2 protein-coding genes are annotated in these 17,029 nt (G+C 73.2%); both read left to right on the forward strand.

The window, feature by feature from the left end; genetic code table 11:
- The first annotated feature begins 92 nt into the window (after positions 1 to 92).
- Positions 93 to 9,767: a non-ribosomal peptide synthetase gene (locus HNQ61_RS10110; RefSeq protein WP_170040267.1), complete on the forward strand. Its 9,675-nt coding sequence runs from the start codon at positions 93 to 95 to the stop codon at positions 9,765 to 9,767.
- Positions 9,768 to 10,308: 541 nt separating this feature from the next.
- A complete protein-coding gene (locus tag HNQ61_RS10115; protein ID WP_170040266.1) occupies positions 10,309 to 16,827 on the forward strand; it encodes a non-ribosomal peptide synthetase in 6,519 nt (2,172 codons plus the stop codon).
- The last annotated feature ends 202 nt before the right edge of the window (positions 16,828 to 17,029 follow it).

The following is a 17,029-nucleotide window of genomic DNA, read 5'->3' on the forward strand; positions in this document are numbered from 1 at the left end:
GACAAGAACGAACACGTTCCCCCGGCCGCATGCCCGGCCGGGGGAACGTTCATGCCTTTGCGATCCACCCGACCGAACGGGACGCCCAACCGATGAAGTCCGACGTGACCGAACTGACCCTGGCCGAGCGCCGCAAGCTTCTGCAGATGGCGCGCGCCCGCGACCTCGTGCGGGGTGATTCGGAGCTGGCGCCCATCCAGCCGGTGCCGCGCACGGAGCGGCTGCCGCTGTCGTTTGCGCAGCAGGGGCTGTGGTTCGTGGAGCAGCTGGGCGACCTGGGAAGCACGTACCACATCCCCGTGCGCATGCGGCTGCGGGGCGGTGTGGACCGGGCGGCGCTGGTGCGTGCGCTGGACGGCATCGTGGCCCGCCACGAGGCCCTGCGCACCACGTTCGCGGAGGTGGACGGCGTGCCCGAGCAGCGCATCGCACCGGTGGAAGGGAGCGGCATCCAGCTGGGGGAGCACGACCTGGAGGGCGCGGCGGACCTCGATGCGGAGCTGCGCCGGGTGATCGCCGAGGAGGTGCGCGCGCCGTTCGACCTGCGGCACGGCCCGCTCATCCGCGGACGCCTGGTGCGCCTGGCCGCGGACGACCACGTGCTGCTGGTGACCCTGCACCACATGGTCAGCGACGCGTGGTCCAAGGGGGTGTTCACCCGCGAGCTGTCCGCGGGCTACGCCGCCGCGCGCGAAGGCCGTCAGGCGGAGCTGCCGCCGCTCCCCGTGCAGTACGCGGACTATGCGGCGTGGCAGCGGCGGCGCGTGGAGGGCGAGGGAATCGCGAAGCAGGCGGACTTCTGGAAGCGCACGCTCGCCGGGGTGCCGCAGCTGCTGGAGCTTCCCACGGACCGCCCGCGCCCCGCGCACGTGGACCACACGGGCGAGCGGCTGTGGGTGGGCCTGGACGAGGAGCTGACGGCGGGGCTCAAGGCCCTCTCGCTGCGGCACGGCACCACGCTCTTCATGACGCTGCTGGCGGGCTGGGCGACGGTGCTGGGCCGCCTTTCGGGGCAGGACGACGTGGTGATCGGCACGCCCATGGCCGGGCGTGAACGGCGGGAGACGGAGGGGTTGATCGGCTTCTTCGTCAACACGCTGGCCGTGCGCACGGACCTGTCCGGCGCGCCGACCGTGGCGGAGCTGCTGGCCCGCGTCCGCACGCGGGCGCTGGAGGCGCAGCACCAGCAGGACATCCCCTTTGAGCAAGTGGTGGAGCTCATCCGCCCCACCCGCAGCCTGGCGCATTCTCCCCTCTTTCAGGTGACTTTCGCCTGGCAGAACGTCCCCGAGGGAGACGGCTCCTCGCTCCAGGGGCTGGCGGTGGGCGGCATGCGGTCCGGCACCTTTGAAACGCAGGCCAAGTTCGATCTGTCGCTCGCGCTGCGGGAGACGGGGGGCCGCATCACCGGCGATCTGACGTACGCCACGTCGCTCTTCGACAGGGCGACGGTGGAGCGCTGGGGCGGCTACCTGCGGCGCGTGCTGGAGCAGATGGTGGCGGATGACGGGCAGCGCGTGGAGCGGCTGTCCATGCTGTCCGCGGAAGAGCGTACGCAGGTGCTGGAGGAGTGGAACCGGACGGATGCGGATTACCCGCAGTCGTCGTGCATCCACGAACTCTTTCAGGCCCGGGCGGCGGAGGCGCCGGACGCACCGGCCGTCGTCTGCGAAGGCGAGTCGCTGACGTACGCGGAGCTGAACACGCGCGCGAACCGCCTGGCGCACCACCTCCGCGCGCTGGGCGTGGGGCCGGACGTGCGCGTGGCGATCTGCGTGGAACGCAGCCCGGAGATGCTCGTCGGCCTGCTGGGCATCCTGAAGGCGGGCGGCGCGTACGTGCCGCTGGATCCGGCGTATCCCGCGGAGCGGCTGGCGTACCTGCTGGCGGACAGCGCCCCGGCCGCGGTGCTGACGCAGGCGGCGCTGCGCGACCGGGTCGCCGGGCTGGACGTGCCGGTGATCGAACTGGACGCGGCCGCGCCGGCGTGGGCGGACCAGCCCGCCACCAATCCGGAGCCGGGCGCGCTTACGCCGGCTCACGTGGCGTACGTCATCTACACCTCCGGCTCCACCGGCCGCCCCAAGGGCGTAATGGTGGCGCACGCGAGCCTGGTGAACCTGGTGCAGTGGCACCGCGCGGCGTTCGGCGTGGGGCGGGGGACGCGCTCGTCCAGCGTCGCGAGCCTGGGCTTCGACGCGGCGGCATGGGAGATCTGGCCCCCGCTGGCCGCCGGGGGCGAGCTGGCCCTGCCCGGTCGCGGCCGGGTGGACCCGGACGACATCCTGGACTGGTGGGACGGGCAGACGCTGGACGTGAGCTTTCTCCCCACGCCCATGGCCGAGTACGCGTTCAGCCGCGGGGTGCGGGAGGGCACGGTGCGCACGCTGCTGGTGGGCGGCGACCGCCTGCGCCGGATGCCGGCGGAGCCCATCCCATTCCGCCTGGTGAACAACTACGGCCCCACGGAAACCACCGTGGTGGCCACCTCCGGCGATGTGCGGGGATCGGCTGCGCCGGACATCGGCCGGCCGATCGCGAACGCGCGGACGTACCTGCTGGACGGCGCGGGCGAGCTGGTGCCCCTGGGCGTGGCGGGCGAGCTGTACGTGGGCGGGCCGCAGGTGGCGCGCGGTTACCTGGGGCGTCCCGGGCTGACGGCGGAGCGCTTCGTCCCTGACGCGTTCGGCGCGGAGCCGGGGGCGCGGCTGTACCGCACCGGCGACCTGTGCCGGTGGACGCCGGACGGGACGCTGGATTTCGTCGGCCGCACGGACCACCAGGTCAAGGTTCGCGGCTTCCGCATCGAACCGGGGGAGATCGAGGCGCGGCTGGCGGAGCACCCGGACGTGCGCGAGGCCGTGGTCCTGGTGCGCGAGGACGCGCCCGGCCAGGCGCGGCTCGTGGCCTACGCCATCGGCGGCGCGGGCGCGGAGGAGCTGCGCGCCCACCTCGCCGCGACGCTGCCCGCGCACATGGTTCCCGCCGCCTTCGTGCGCGTGGACGCGTGGCCGCTCACGCCCAACGGCAAGCTGGACCGCGGCGCCCTTCCCGCGCCCGGGGGCGACGCATTCGCCGCCCGCGCGTACGAGGAGCCCGCGGGGGAGACGGAAGAGGCGCTGGCGGAGATCTGGGCCGAGGTGCTGGGCGTGGAGCGGGTGGGCCGCCGGGACGACTTCTTCGGCCTGGGCGGGCACTCGCTGCTGGCCGTGCAGGTGATCTCCCGCGTGCGGCAGGCGCTGGGCGCGGAGGCGGCGCTGCGCGAGCTGTTCACCCATCCCGTGCTGGCGGATTTTGCGCGGGAGCTGGACGGGGCCGCGCGGGCGGCGCTTCCGCCCATCGAGCCCGCGCCCCGAGACGGGCCGGTGCCGCTGTCGTTCGCGCAGCAGCGGCTGTGGTTCCTGGAGCAGATGGGGAACCTGGGGAGCGCGTACCACATCCACCGTCCCGTGCGCCTGCGGGGGGAGCTGGACCGTGCCGCGCTCGTGGCGGCGCTGGACGGCATCGTGGCCCGCCACGAGTCGCTGCGCACCACCTTCGTGCGCGGCGACGGCGTCCCCGGGCAGCGCATCGCCCCGGCGGACGGGAGCCGCTTCGCTCTCGTGGAGCACAACTTCGCCGGGCGCGACGACGCGGAGGCCGAGCTCGCGCGGCTGCTGGCGGAGGAGGTGCGGGCGCCCTTCGGCCTGGAGCAGGGCCCGCTCATCCGCGGGCGGCTGGTGCGGCTGGCGGCGGACGAGCACGTGCTGCTGGTGACCATGCACCACATCGTCAGCGACGGGTGGTCCATGGGGGTGCTGTTCGGAGAGCTGGCGGCGCTGTACGCCGCGCACCACGCGGGGCGCGCGCCGGAGCTGGCCCCGCTCGCCGTGCAGTACGCGGACTACGCGGTGTGGCAGCGCCGCTGGGTGGAGGGCGACGTGCTGCGCGAGCAGGGGGACTACTGGACGCGCACGCTGGCGGGCGCGCCGGACGTGCTGGAACTTCCCGCGGACCGTCCCCGCCCGGCGCAGGTGGACCACGCGGGGGCGATGGCGGGGCTGGAGCTGGACGCGGAAGTCACGGCGGGGCTCAAGGCGCTTTCCCGCCGGCACGGCACCACGCTGTTCATCACCCTCATGGCCGGATGGGCGGTGGTGCTCAGCCGGCTCGCGGGGCGGGACGACGTGGTGGTGGGCACGCCCGCGGCCAATCGCGGGCGGCGGGAGATCGAGGGGCTGATCGGCTTCTTCGTCAACACGCTGGCGGTGCGGATGGACCTGTCTGGCGCGCCGACGGTGGCGGAGCTGCTGGGGCGGGTGAAGGAGCGGGCGCTGGGCGCGCAGCATCACCAGGACATCCCCTTTGAGCAGGTGGTGGAGCGGGCCGCGCCGGTGCGCAGCATGGCGCATCACCCCCTCTTTCAGGTGATGTTCACCTGGCAGGCAGCGGCCCAGCGGAGCGGCCTCGTCCTTCCCGGGCTGGAGGTGCGCGGGGCGGGGGCGGGGTCCGCGCAGGTGCGGGCCAAGTTCGATCTCTCCCTCGCCACGTGGGAGCAGGACGGGCGCATCCTGGGCGCGCTCACCTACGCCACCGCGCTCTTCGATCAGACCACGGCGGAGCGCTTCGCGGACTGCCTGCGCCAGGTGCTGACGGCGATGGCCGCGGACGAGCACCGCTCCGTGTCGCGGCTGCCCATGCTGCCGCCGCACGAGCGCGCGCGGGTGCTGGAGGAGTGGAACCGCACCGGCGCCGAATACCCGGACGCGGCGTGCGTCCACGAGCTCTTTCAGCAGCAGGCGGCGCGCACGCCGGATGCCGTCGCCGTGGAGTACGGGGACGGCGCGCTGGCGTACGGCGAGCTGAACGCGCGGGCCAACCGGCTGGCGTGCCACCTGCGCGCGCTGGGCGTGGGGCCTGATGCGCGGGTAGCGCTGTGCGTGGAGCGCGGCCCGGAGCTGGTGCCGGCGATGCTGGCCGTTCTCAAGGCCGGGGGCGCGTACGTGCCGCTGGATCCGTCGTATCCGGAAGATCGGCTGCGCTACATGCTGGCCGACAGCCGCCCGTCGGTGCTGCTGGCCTCCCCCGCGCAGGCGCAGCGGCTGGCGGGGAGCGGCGTGCCGGTCATCGACCCGGCGGACACGGAGGCGTGGGCGCACCACCCCGCCGCCGATCCGCGGCCGGCCGGGCTCTCGCCGGACCACCTGTGCTACGTCATCTACACTTCCGGCAGCACCGGCCGGCCCAAGGGCGTGGCGGTTCCGCACCGCGGCGTGCTGAGCCTGCTGGCCGACGTGCAGCGCCGCGCGCCGCTGGGTGAGGGCGACGCGTGCAGCGTGTGGACCAGCACCAGCTTCGACGTTTCCGTCTACGAGATCTTTTCCGCGCTCCTTGCCGGTGCGCGGCTGTGCATTCCCGGCGACGAACTGCGGCTGCAGGCCGGCGCCTTTCTGGACTGGATGGAGGATCGCGGCGTCAGCGGCGCCTACCTTCCCCCGCACCTCGTCCCCGCGCTGCACGACCGCGTGGCCGCCGCGCCGGAACGCACCCGTCTGCGGCGCCTGCTGGTGGGGGTGGAGCCGATCGCCGAGCCGCTGCTGGCCGGCATCCGCGCGGCCGTTCCCGGGCTGCGCATCCTCAACGGCTACGGGCCCACGGAAACCACCATCTGCGCCACGCTCTACGACGTGCCGCTCCAGGCGCGGGGTGACGGGCCGGCGCCCATCGGCGCGCCATCGGCCAACACGCGCGTCTTCGTGCTGGACGCGGCGGGCGAGCCGGTGCCGGTGGGGGTGGCGGGGGAGCTGTACGCGGGGGGCGTGCAGGTGGCGCGCGGCTACCTGGACCGCCCCGCGCTGACGGCGGAGCGCTTTGTTCCCGACGCGTTCGGCGCGGAGCCGGGGGCGCGGCTGTACCGCACGGGCGACCTGTGCCGCTGGACGGCGGAGGGGACGCTGGAGTTCGCCGGCCGCGCCGACCACCAGGTCAAGGTGCGCGGGTTCCGCATCGAGCCGGGGGAGATCGAGTCGCGGCTGCTGGAGCACCCGGACGTGCGCGCCGCGGTGGTCGTGGCGCGCGAAGACGCGCCGGGCGACACGCGCCTGGTGGCGTACGTGGCAGCGGAGGCGCCGGTGGCCGCGGACGCCCTGCGCGCGCACCTGGCCGAGCGCCTGCCCGCCTACATGGTCCCGGCGGCGTTCGTGCGGCTGGACGAGTTCCCGCGCACGCCCAACGGCAAGGTGGACCGCGGGGCGCTCCCCGCGCCGGAGGGCGACGCCTTTGCCGCCCGCGCGTACGAGGAGCCCGCGGAAGGCACCGAAGAGGCGCTGGCGGAGATCTGGGCGGAGGTGCTGGGCGTGGAGCGGGTGGGCCGCTGGGACGACTTCTTCGCGCTGGGCGGGCACTCGCTGCTGGCGGTGCAGGTGATCTCCCGCGTGCGGCAGGTGCTGGAGGTGGAGGTCGCGCTGGGCGAGCTGTTCACCCGCCCGGTGCTCGCCGACTTCGCGCGCGAGCTGGAGACGGCGGCGCGGGCGGATCTGCCGCCCATCGAACCCGCGGACCGCGGAGCGCGGCTCCCGCTGTCGTTCGCGCAGCAGCGGCTGTGGTTTCTGGAGCAGCTGGGAAGCCTGGGCACCGCGTACCACATCCACCGTCCCCTGCGCCTGCGGGGCGTGCTGGACCGCGAGGCGCTGGTGCGCGCGCTGGACGGCATCGTGGCGCGCCACGAGTCGCTGCGCACCACCTTTACGGAGGTGGACGGCATTCCCGGACAGCGCATCGCGCCGGCCGGGACGGGCGGCTTTCCCCTGCTGGAGTACGACCTGGCCGGCCACCCCGGCGCGGAGGCGGAGTTCCGCCGGCTGATGGCGGAGAACGCGCGCGCCCCGTTCGACTTGGCGAACGGGCCGCTCATCCGCGGCCGGCTGATCCGGCTGGCGGAGGACGACAGCGTGCTGCTGCTGACCATGCACCACATCGTCAGCGACGGCTGGTCCATGGGGGTGCTCACCACCGAACTTTCCGCGCTCTACGCCGCCCACCGCGACGGGGCGGAGCCGCACCTTCCCGCGCTCCCCGTGCAGTACGCGGACTACGCGGCGTGGCAGCGGCGCTGGGTGGGCGGCGAGGTGCTGGGGGAGCAGACGGCCTACTGGACGGGGATGCTCGCCGGCGCGCCGGAGCGGCTGGAACTGCCCGCCGACCACCCGCGCCCGGCGCGGATGGACCACACGGGGGCGCAGCTGGGGGTGGAGCTGGACGCGGAGCTCACGGCCGGGCTCAAGGCCCTTTCCCGTCGGCACGGCACCACGCTGTTCATGACGCTGCTGGCCGGGTGGGCCGTGGTGCTGGGCCGGCTTTCCGGGCAGTCCGACGTGGTGATCGGCACGCCGACGGCGGGGCGCGGGCGGCGGGAGATCGAAGGGCTGATCGGCTTCTTCGTCAACACGCTGGCCGTGCGGGTGGACCTGTCGGACGCGCCCACGGTGGAGGAGCTGCTGGGGCGGGTGAAGAAGCGGGCGCTGGGCGCGCAGCATCACCAGGACATCCCCTTTGAGCAGGTGGTGGAGCTGCTGGACCCGGTGCGCAGCCTGGCGCACCATCCGCTCTTTCAGGTGATGTTCACCTGGCAGAACGTGCCGCGTGGCAACCTGGACCTGCCGGGGCTGAACGTGGGCGGCGTGGCCGGCGCGGGCGCGGGCGCCGCGGACGTGCAGGCCAAGTTCGATCTCTCGCTGTCGCTGCGCGAGGTCAAGGGGCGTATCGTGGGGAGCATCACCTACGCCACGGCGCTGTTTGAACGCGAGACGGTGGATCGCTGGGCGGGCTATCTGCGGCAGGTGCTTCAGGAGATGGCCGCGGATGATCGTCTGGGCGTCGACCGCGTGTCGCTGCTGCCGGCCGAGGAGCGCGCGCGGGTGGTGGAAGAGTGGAACGCGACCGACGCGCCGTATCCGCGCGAGCTGTGCACGCACCAGCTGTTCGAACGGCAGGTGGAGCGCACGCCGGACGCCATCGCGGTCAACGGAGAAGACGGGACGCTCACCTACGCGGAGCTGAACGCGCGCGCCAACCGCCTGGCGCACCACCTGATCGGGCTCGGCGTCGGTCCGGACATCCTGGTGGGGCTCTGCATGGAGCGGGGGCTGGAGATGGCGGTCGGTGTGCTGGCCGTCCTCAAGGCGGGCGGCGCGTACGTCCCGCTGGATCCGGATTATCCCGCGGACCGGCTGCGCTTCATGGTGGAGGACAGCCATCCCGCCGCCCTGCTGGCCTCCCGCGTTCCCGAGTCGCTGGTGGATGGGCTGACGGAGGGAAGCGGCGTTCCCGTCATCCGCATCGAGACGGATGGACAGGCGTGGGCGGACCGGCCGGAGAGCAACCCGGCGCGGACGGACGTGCATCCGGAGCACCTGGTCTACTGCATCTACACGTCCGGATCGACGGGCAGGCCCAAGGGGGTGATGAACCACCACGGCTGCCTGGTGAACCGGCTGTCGTGGGGCGCCCGCGTGTGGACGATGAGCGCGGACGACGTGGTGATGTGCAAGACGTCGCTCAGCTTCGACGGGCACATCCGCGAGATGTTCCTGCCGTGGAGCGTGGGTGCGCGGGTGGCCATGGCGCGTCCCGGCGGCCAGCGCGACCCCGATTACCTGGTGGATCTGATCCGCGCCGAGGGCGTGACCACCATGAACATGAACGCCTCCATGCTGCTGGTGCTGCTTGAGCATCCGCTGATCGAGCAGTGCACGTCGCTGCGGCAGCTGCTGGTGGGCGGCGAGGCGCTTCCCGGCACCGGGCTCACCCGCCTGCTGGAGCGGCTTCCGGCGACGGCGCTGCACATCACCTACGGCCCCAGCGAGGCCGCCACGGCGATGACGGCCATGCACTGCGGGCCGGAGCAGGCCCGCGCCACCGTGCCCATCGGCCGCCCGACGGCCAACTCGCGCGTGTACCTGCTGGACGCGGCCGGCGGCCCCGTTCCCGTGGGCGTGACGGGCGAGCTGTTCATCGGCGGGGACAGCGTGTGCCGCGGCTACCTGGACCGCCCCGGACTGACGGCGGAGCGCTTCGTCCCCGACCCGTTCGGCGCGGAGCCGGGTGAGCGTCTGTACCGCACCGGCGACCTGGGCCGCTGGCTGCCGGACGGAATGATGGAGTTTCTGGGCCGCAACGACTTCCAGGTGAAGGTGCGCGGATTCCGCGTGGAGCCGGGCGAGATCGAGGCGCGGCTGCGCGAGCACCCGGGCGTGCGGGAGACGGTCGTCATTGTCCGCGAAGACGTGCCCGGCGACCGGCGGCTGGTGGCGTACTGGGTGGGGGACGATGCGCTGGAGGTGGATGCGCTGCGGGCCCACCTGGCCGGGCGTCTTCCGGACTACATGATTCCCGCCGCCTTCGTGCGGCTGGACGCGCTGCCCATGACGCCCAGCGTAAAGCTGGACCGCGCGGCGCTTCCGTCGCCGGAGGGCGGGGCCTACGCCTCGCGCGAGTACGAGCCGCCGGTGAACGAGACGGAAGAGGCGCTGGCGGAAATCTGGGCCGAGGTGCTGCGCATTGATCGCGTGGGCCGCCGGGACAACTTCTTTGACCTGGGCGGACACTCGCTCCTGGCGGTGCAGGTGGTGTCGCGCGTGCGGCAGGCGCTGGGGGTGAACCTGCCGCTGGGCGAGCTGTTTACCCGGCCCGTGCTTCAGGACCTGGCGCAGGAGGTCATGGACGCCCAGCTGGCCCAGTTCGATCCCGCGGAGCTTGCGGAACTGGCCGCGCTGCTCGGCGAGTCGTAGCTGGCGCGACGCTGAACCTGTACGGACAGTGGCCGAAGAGGGTCGGGGTCTGGGCCCCGGCTCCCGGCCCCGCGCCGCCGCCCGCGGGACCGGCATGCACCGGCGCCCGGCGGGCCCGCCCGCACCGGCGAGCGCCCCGGCCAGCACGGCGGCTGGGTCCGCCATTCAGGCCTCGGGGGTGGCACGAAGCGGCTGATTCCGATAGACTTGAGGGCTCTCGCGACCACGCCAGGCTCCCCCGGCGGGCCCGTTTCCCGGGCCCGCAAACGGGTGCATGATCTTCGGCCGCTGGCGGTCCTCCCCCGGCCAACCCTCGCGGCGCCGGCCCGGAACCGGCACCGCGGCGCCGGTTCCCGCATCGGGCCCGCACGCCCGGCGTACGGGGGGCCGGGCACGCCATTCCCGCATTGGTGCGTCTGAAAAGGAATCGCGGCCCCGCGGCGTGCGCCGGCGGGGCGGCGGCGATCCGTACCGCAGTCAAGGGCGCCCGTGTCCAGGGGGCCGCACCCCCTCCCCCCTTTCGTGGCCGACCGTACCCTTGATGAAACCAGACGGAACCCTGACCGGCATGACGCTGGCGCAGCGGAGTGAACTCCTGAAGCTGGCGCGGGCGCGCGATCTTGCCCGCCGCGGGTCGGAGCTGCCGCCCATCGGGCGCGCGGCGCGGGACGGGCGTCTTCCGCTTTCGTTCGCCCAGCAGCGGCTGTGGTTCGTGGAGCAGCTGGGCAACCTGGGCAGCACGTACCACATCCCCCGGCGCCTGCGGCTGAGCGGGGAGCTGGACCGGGCCGCCCTGGCGCGCGCGCTGGACGCCATTGTGGCGCGGCACGAGGCGCTGCGCACCACGTTCGCGCAGGTGGACGGCGTGCCGGAGCAGCGCATCGCGCCCGCGGACGCGGGATTCCATCTGGTGGAGTACGATCTGCGCGACCGGGCGGACGCCAACGCGGAACTGGAGCGGTTGATCGCCGCGGAAATGGCCGCGCCGTTCGATCTGGAGCACGGGCCGCTCATCCGCGCGCGGCTCATCCTGCTGGCCGAGGACGACTGCGTGCTGGCGCTCACGATGCACCACATCGTCAGCGATGCCTGGTCCATGGGCGTGCTCACCCGCGAGTTGAGCGCGCTGTACGAGGCATTCAAGCGCGGCGAGCCGGACCCGCTTCCCGAACTCCCCGTGCAGTACGCGGACTACGCGGCGTGGCAGCGGCAGTGGGTGGACGGCGACGTGCTGCGCGATCAGACCGCGTACTGGACGCGGATGCTGGCGGGCGCGCCGGAGCTGCTGGACGTGCCCACCGACCGGCCGCGCCCGGCGCGCATGGACCCCGCGGGAGCCATCGTGGGGCTGGCGCTGGACGAGGAGCTGACGGCGGGGCTCAAGGCGCTGTCTCGCCGGCACGGCACCACGCTCTTCATGACGGTGCTGGCCGGATGGGCCGTGGTGCTTGCGCGCCTGTCCGGGCGCGAGGACGTGGTCGTCGGCACGCCGTCGGCGGGGCGGGGACGGCGGGAGATCGAGGGGCTGATCGGCTTTTTCGTCAACACGCTCGCGCTGCGGATGGACCTGTCCGGCGCGCCGACGGTGGCGGAGCTGCTGGGCCGGGTGAAGGCGCGGGCGCTGGAGGCGCAGCAGCATCAGGACATCCCGTTCGAGCAGGTGGTGGAGCGGGTGGATCCCGTCCGCAGCCTGGCGCACCATCCGCTCTTCCAGGCGCTGTTCGCGTGGCAGAGCGCGACGGAGGGCGGCCGGCAGCTGTCGCTTTCCGGGGTGGACATGAGCGGCGTGGGCACCGTGGCCGCGCAGGTGAGCGCGACGCTGGACCTGTCGCTCTCGCTGCGGGAGGCGGGCGACCGTGTGGTGGGGGGGCTGCGGTACGCCGCGGCGCTCTTTGATCGCGAAACGGTGGAGCGGTACGCGGGCTATCTGCGGCGGGTGCTGGAGCAGATGGCGGCGGATGATGGCCAGCGCGTCGATCAACTGACGCTGATGCCTGCGGAGGAGCGCGTCCGGGTTCTGGAGGAGTGGAACCAGACGGAAGCCGACTACGCGGGCCCGGCGTGCATCCACATGCTGTTCGAGGCGCAGGTCGCGCGCACTCCGGATGCCGTGGCGGTGACGTTCGTGGGTGATCATCTCACGTACGCCGAGCTGGACCAGCGCGCCAACCGCCTTGCCCACCATCTCCGCTCGCTGGGCGTGGGGCCGGAGGTGCGGGTGGGGATCTCGCTGGAGCGCGGCCCGGAGATGATGACCGGTCTGCTCGCGATCCTCAAGGCGGGCGGCGCGTACATCCCCATGGACCCGTCGTATCCGGCGGAGCGGCTGGCGTACATGCTGGAAGACAGTGCGCCCGCCGTCCTCGTCATCAATGGCGGCCAGGGAGCGCAGTCCGGCATCCCGGTGGTCGACCTGGCGGACGCCTCGCCGTGGGCGCATCTGCCCGGCACGCCGCCCGCTGTCCCGGATCTTACGCCGGACAGCCCGTGCTACGTGATCTACACGTCGGGTTCTACGGGCCGGCCGAAGGGCGTCGTCAACCATCACCGGAGCGTGGCCAACCTGCTGGCGTGGAGCCAGCAGAGGTGGCAGCTGCAGCCGGGCGAGTCGGTGCTTCAGCGCATCTCGTTCAGCTTCGACGTGTCCGTGCGCGAGCTGTTCTGGCCGCTCACGGCGGGCGCCCGGATCGTCATGGCCGGCCCCGGCGGGCACGGTGACCCCGATCACGTGGTGGACCTCATCCGTCGCGAAAAGATCGGCACGGCGCACCTTCCCGGACTGCTGCGCGCGTTTGTGGAGCATCCGGAGGCGTCGTCGTGCACGTCGCTGGTGCGGGTGATGAACGGCGGCGAGGCGCTGGCACCGTCAATCGCGCGGCGCTTCGGCGAACTGCTGCCGGATGCGGCGCTGTACCAGATGTACGGTCCGACGGAGACGACCGTGGCCTCATCCGGGCTGCGGTGGACGCTGGACGTGGAGGGCACCGTCGCGCCCATCGGCCAGCCGATCGGCAACACGAAGATCTACGTCCTGGATGCGCGCGGCGAGCCGGTGCCGACGGGCGTGGCGGGGGAGATCTGCATCGGCGGGGCGGGTGTGGCGCGGGGCTACCTTGACCGGCCCGAGGCGACGGCGGAGCGCTTCACGGCGGACCCGTTCTCCCAGCAGCCCGGCGCGCGTCTTTACCGCACGGGCGACGCGGGGCGGTGGCGGGCGGACGGTACGCTCGAGTTCCTGGGCCGCGGCGACGGCCAGGTAAAGGTGCGCGGCTACCGCATCGAGACCGGCGAGATCGAAACGCGGCTGACGGAACTGCCCGGCGTGCGCGCCGCGGTGGTGATGGCGCGCGAGGACACGGGCGGAGAGAAGCGGCTGGTGGCGTACGTGGTGGGCGACGAAGTCGGCGCGGACGCGCTCCGGACGCATCTGGCCGGGTCGCTGCCGGGATACATGGTCCCGGCGGCCTACGTGCGGCTGGAGGAATTCCCGCTGACGCCGAACGGCAAGGTGGACCGCAAGGCGCTTCCCGCTCCGGAGGGCGAAGCGTACACGGCGCGCGCCTACGAGCCGCCGGCGGGAGATGTGGAGGAGATTCTGGCCGGGATCTGGGCCGAGGTGCTGGGCGTGGAGCGGGTGGGGCGGCGGGACCAGTTCTTCGACTTGGGCGGCCACTCGCTGCTGGCCGTGCAGGTGATCTCGCGCGTGCGGCAGGCGCTGGGTGTGAAGGTCGCGCTGGGCGAGCTGTTCACGCGCCCAGTGCTGGCGGAGTTTGCGCGCGGGCTGGAGACGTCCGCGCGCGCGGAGCTGCCGCCCATCGAACGCGCGGACCGGGAAGGCCGCCTCCCGCTGTCGTTTGCGCAGCAGCGGCTGTGGTTCCTGGAGCAGCTGGGCGATCTGGGCAGCACCTATCACATGCACGCGCGCCTGCGTCTGCGCGGCGAGTTGGACCGCGCGGCGATGGTGGGCGCGCTGGACGGCCTTGTCGCGCGGCACGAGGCGCTGCGGACGACGTTCGCCGAGGTGGACGGCCTTCCCGAGCAGCGCATCGCCCCGGCGGACGTCGGGTTCCACTTGGTAGAGCACGACCTGAGCGACCACGCCGTGGACGACGCAACCGGGCTCGCCGACGCACACGCGGAGCTGCGGCGGCTGCTTGCCGAGGAGGCGGGAACGCGCTTCGACCTGGAGCACGGGCCGCTCATCCGCGGGCGCCTGATCCGGCTGGCGGCGGACGATCACGTGCTGGTGGTGACGATGCACCACATCGTCAGCGACGGCTGGTCCATGGGCGTGCTCACCGGGGAACTGTCCGCGCTCTACGCCGCCCGCCACGAGGGGCGCGACGCCGGCCTCGCGCCGCTGCCGGTGCAGTACGCGGACTATGCGGCGTGGCAGCGGCGGTGGGTGGAAGGCGACATCCTGCGCGAGCAGGCGGACTACTGGACCCGCACGCTGCGGGGCGCGCCGGAGCTGCTGGCGCTGCCGACGGATTATCCCCGGCCGGCGCAGATGGACCCGCGGGGCGCGCGCCTCAACGTGGCGCTGGATGAACAGCTCACGGCGGGGCTGGCGGCGCTGTCGCGGCGGCACGGCACCACGCTGTTCATGACGCTGCTGGCGGGATGGGGCGTGGTGCTTTCCCGCCTCTCCGGCCAGGCGGATGTGGTGATCGGCACGCCGACGGCGGGGCGCGGGCGGCGCGAGATCGAGGGGCTCATCGGCTTCTTCGTCAACACGCTGGCGTTGCGCGTGGAGCTGTCGGGCGCGCCGACGGTGGCGGAGCTGCTGGAGCGGGTAAAGGTGCGCGCGCTGGAGTCGCAGCATCACCAGGACATCCCCTTTGAGCAGGTGGTGGAACTGGTTGCGCCCGCGCGCAGCCTGTCGCATTCGCCCCTGTTCCAGGTGATGTTCGCGTGGCAGAACACGCCGCGCGGCGGGCTGGAACTGCCCGGGCTCACGCTGGGCCGCGTGGACGCCATGGAAGACCGCGGCGTCGCCAAGCAGGACCTGGGGCTCACGCTGGGCGAGGTGAACGGGCGGATCATCGGCAACGTGACCTACGCCACCTCGCTCTTTACGCACGACACCATGGAGCGGTGGCTCGGCTACCTGCGCCGCGTGCTGGAGGAGATGGTGGCGGATGAGCACCAGCCGATCGCGCAGCTCCCCATGCTGCCGCCGGCGGAGCGCGCGCTGGTGCTGGAGGAGTGGAACCGGACGGAGGCGGAGTACGAGAGGGAGTCGCTGGCCCACGAACTCTTTCAGCGCCAGGCGGAGCGTGCGCCGGATGCCTTGGCGCTGGCGTGCGGCACGGATCACCTCACGTACGCGGAGCTGAACGCGCGCGCGAACCGTCTCGCGCACCACCTCCGCTCGCTGGGCGTGGGTGCGGACACGCGCGTCGCGATCTCCGTGGAGCGCGGTCCGGAGATGGTCATCGCCCTGCTGGCCGTGCTCAAGGCGGGCGGCGCGTACGTCCCGCTGGATCCGAACTACCCCGAGCAGCGGCTGCGCTGGATGATGGAGGACAGCGCGCCCGCGCTGCTGCTGACGCGCGGCTCCCTGGCCGCGCGCTTCGCGGATTCCGGCGTGCCGCTCATCGATCTTGCCGATGACACACCCTGGTCCGGCGCGCCCGCGACCGATCCGGAGCGCGGCGGACTGCGCCCGGAGCACCCGGCGTACCTGATCTACACCTCCGGCTCCACCGGGCGTCCCAAGGGCGCCATCGTCCAGCACCGCAACGTCGCCGGGATGGTGGCGGCGCAGCAGCGCTCTCTGCCGCTGGAGCCGGAGAGCCGCGTGCTGCAGTTCGCCTCGTTCAGCTTCGACGGGCACGTCTACGAAGTGTTCCTGGCGCTGGCCCGGGGCGCGTCGCTGCACCTGTCCGCCCAGCCGGGCCCGCTCGCGGGCGACGATCTGGTGCGCATCGTGGCGGATGCGGGGATCACGCACGCCATCCTCCCGCCCGCCGTGCTGGCCGCGCTTCCGGAGGATGAACGGCTGCCGTCCATCCGCACGCTGATCGTGTCCGGCGACGCGCCGCCCGCGGAGCTGATGGCCCGCTGGTCGGCCGGGCGCCGGCTGATCAACGGATATGGCCCCACGGAGGCGACGGTCTGCACCACGCTGCACGACTACGTGCCCGGCGGATCCGCCGTCCCGCCCATCGGGCGGCCGGTTGCGAACGTCCGCGTGTACCTGCTGGACGCGGCGGGCGGGCCGGTGCCGCTGGGCACGGCGGGCGAGCTGTACATCGGCGGAGCGACGGTGGGGCGCGGCTACTGGCGCCGCGCCGCGCTGACAGCCGAGCGCTTTGTCCCCGATCCGTTCGGGGCGGAGCCGGGCGCGCGGCTGTATCGCACGGGCGACCTGGCGCGGTGGAACGCGGAAGGAGAGCTGGAGTTCGCGGGCCGGGTGGACGCGCAGGTCAAGGTGCGCGGCTTTCGCGTGGAGCTGGGCGAGATCGAGGCGCGCCTGCTGGAGCACCCCGGCATTGAGGAAACGGTGGTGGTGGCGAGCCTGGAAGAGGGTGGCGCCGCCAAGCGCCTGGTGGCGTACTGGGTGGGCGGGGCGGCGGAGCCGGAAGCGCTGCGCACACACCTGCTGGAGCGCCTGCCGGACTACATGGTGCCCGCCGCGTACGTGCGGCTGGACGCGCTTCCGCTGACGCCCAACGGCAAGGTGGACCGCGCCACGCTCCCCGCGCCGGACGACGACGCCTTTGCGCGGCGCGGCTACGAGGCACCCGTGGGCGAGCTGGAAAACGCGCTGGCGGCGGTCTGGGCCGAGGTGCTGGGCGTGGAGCGGGTGGGGCGCAACGACGGCTTCTTTGAGCTGGGCGGCCACTCGCTGCTCGCCGTCACGCTCATCGTTCGCATGCGGGCGCAGGGGCTGCGCGCCGACGTGCGCGCCCTGTTCGCCACGCCCACGCTGGCCGAATTCGCGGCGGCCCTGGGCACCGCGCCCGAAGAGGTGGCGGTGCCGGCCAACCTGATCCGCACGGCCGCCGCCCGCGCGGCCGCCCCTGACGATGAAGACGTAGAGGTGCTGCTGTGACCACGATGGAGCCCATGACGCTGGAAGCGGCCCTGGCCCGCATCGAGGACGCCGGCATCCGCCTGCGCAACCGCGGCGGCGAGCTGGCCGTCGCCGGCAACCGCGAACGGCTTGACCCCGAGCTGCTGGCCGCATTGCGCGCGCACAAGGCGCAGCTCCTGGAGCGCATCGGGAGCGGCGACGAGTGGTGGACGCCGCCGCC

This window comes from Longimicrobium terrae, from assembly GCF_014202995.1.
Taxonomy (GTDB): Bacteria; Gemmatimonadota; Gemmatimonadetes; order Longimicrobiales; family Longimicrobiaceae; genus Longimicrobium; species Longimicrobium terrae.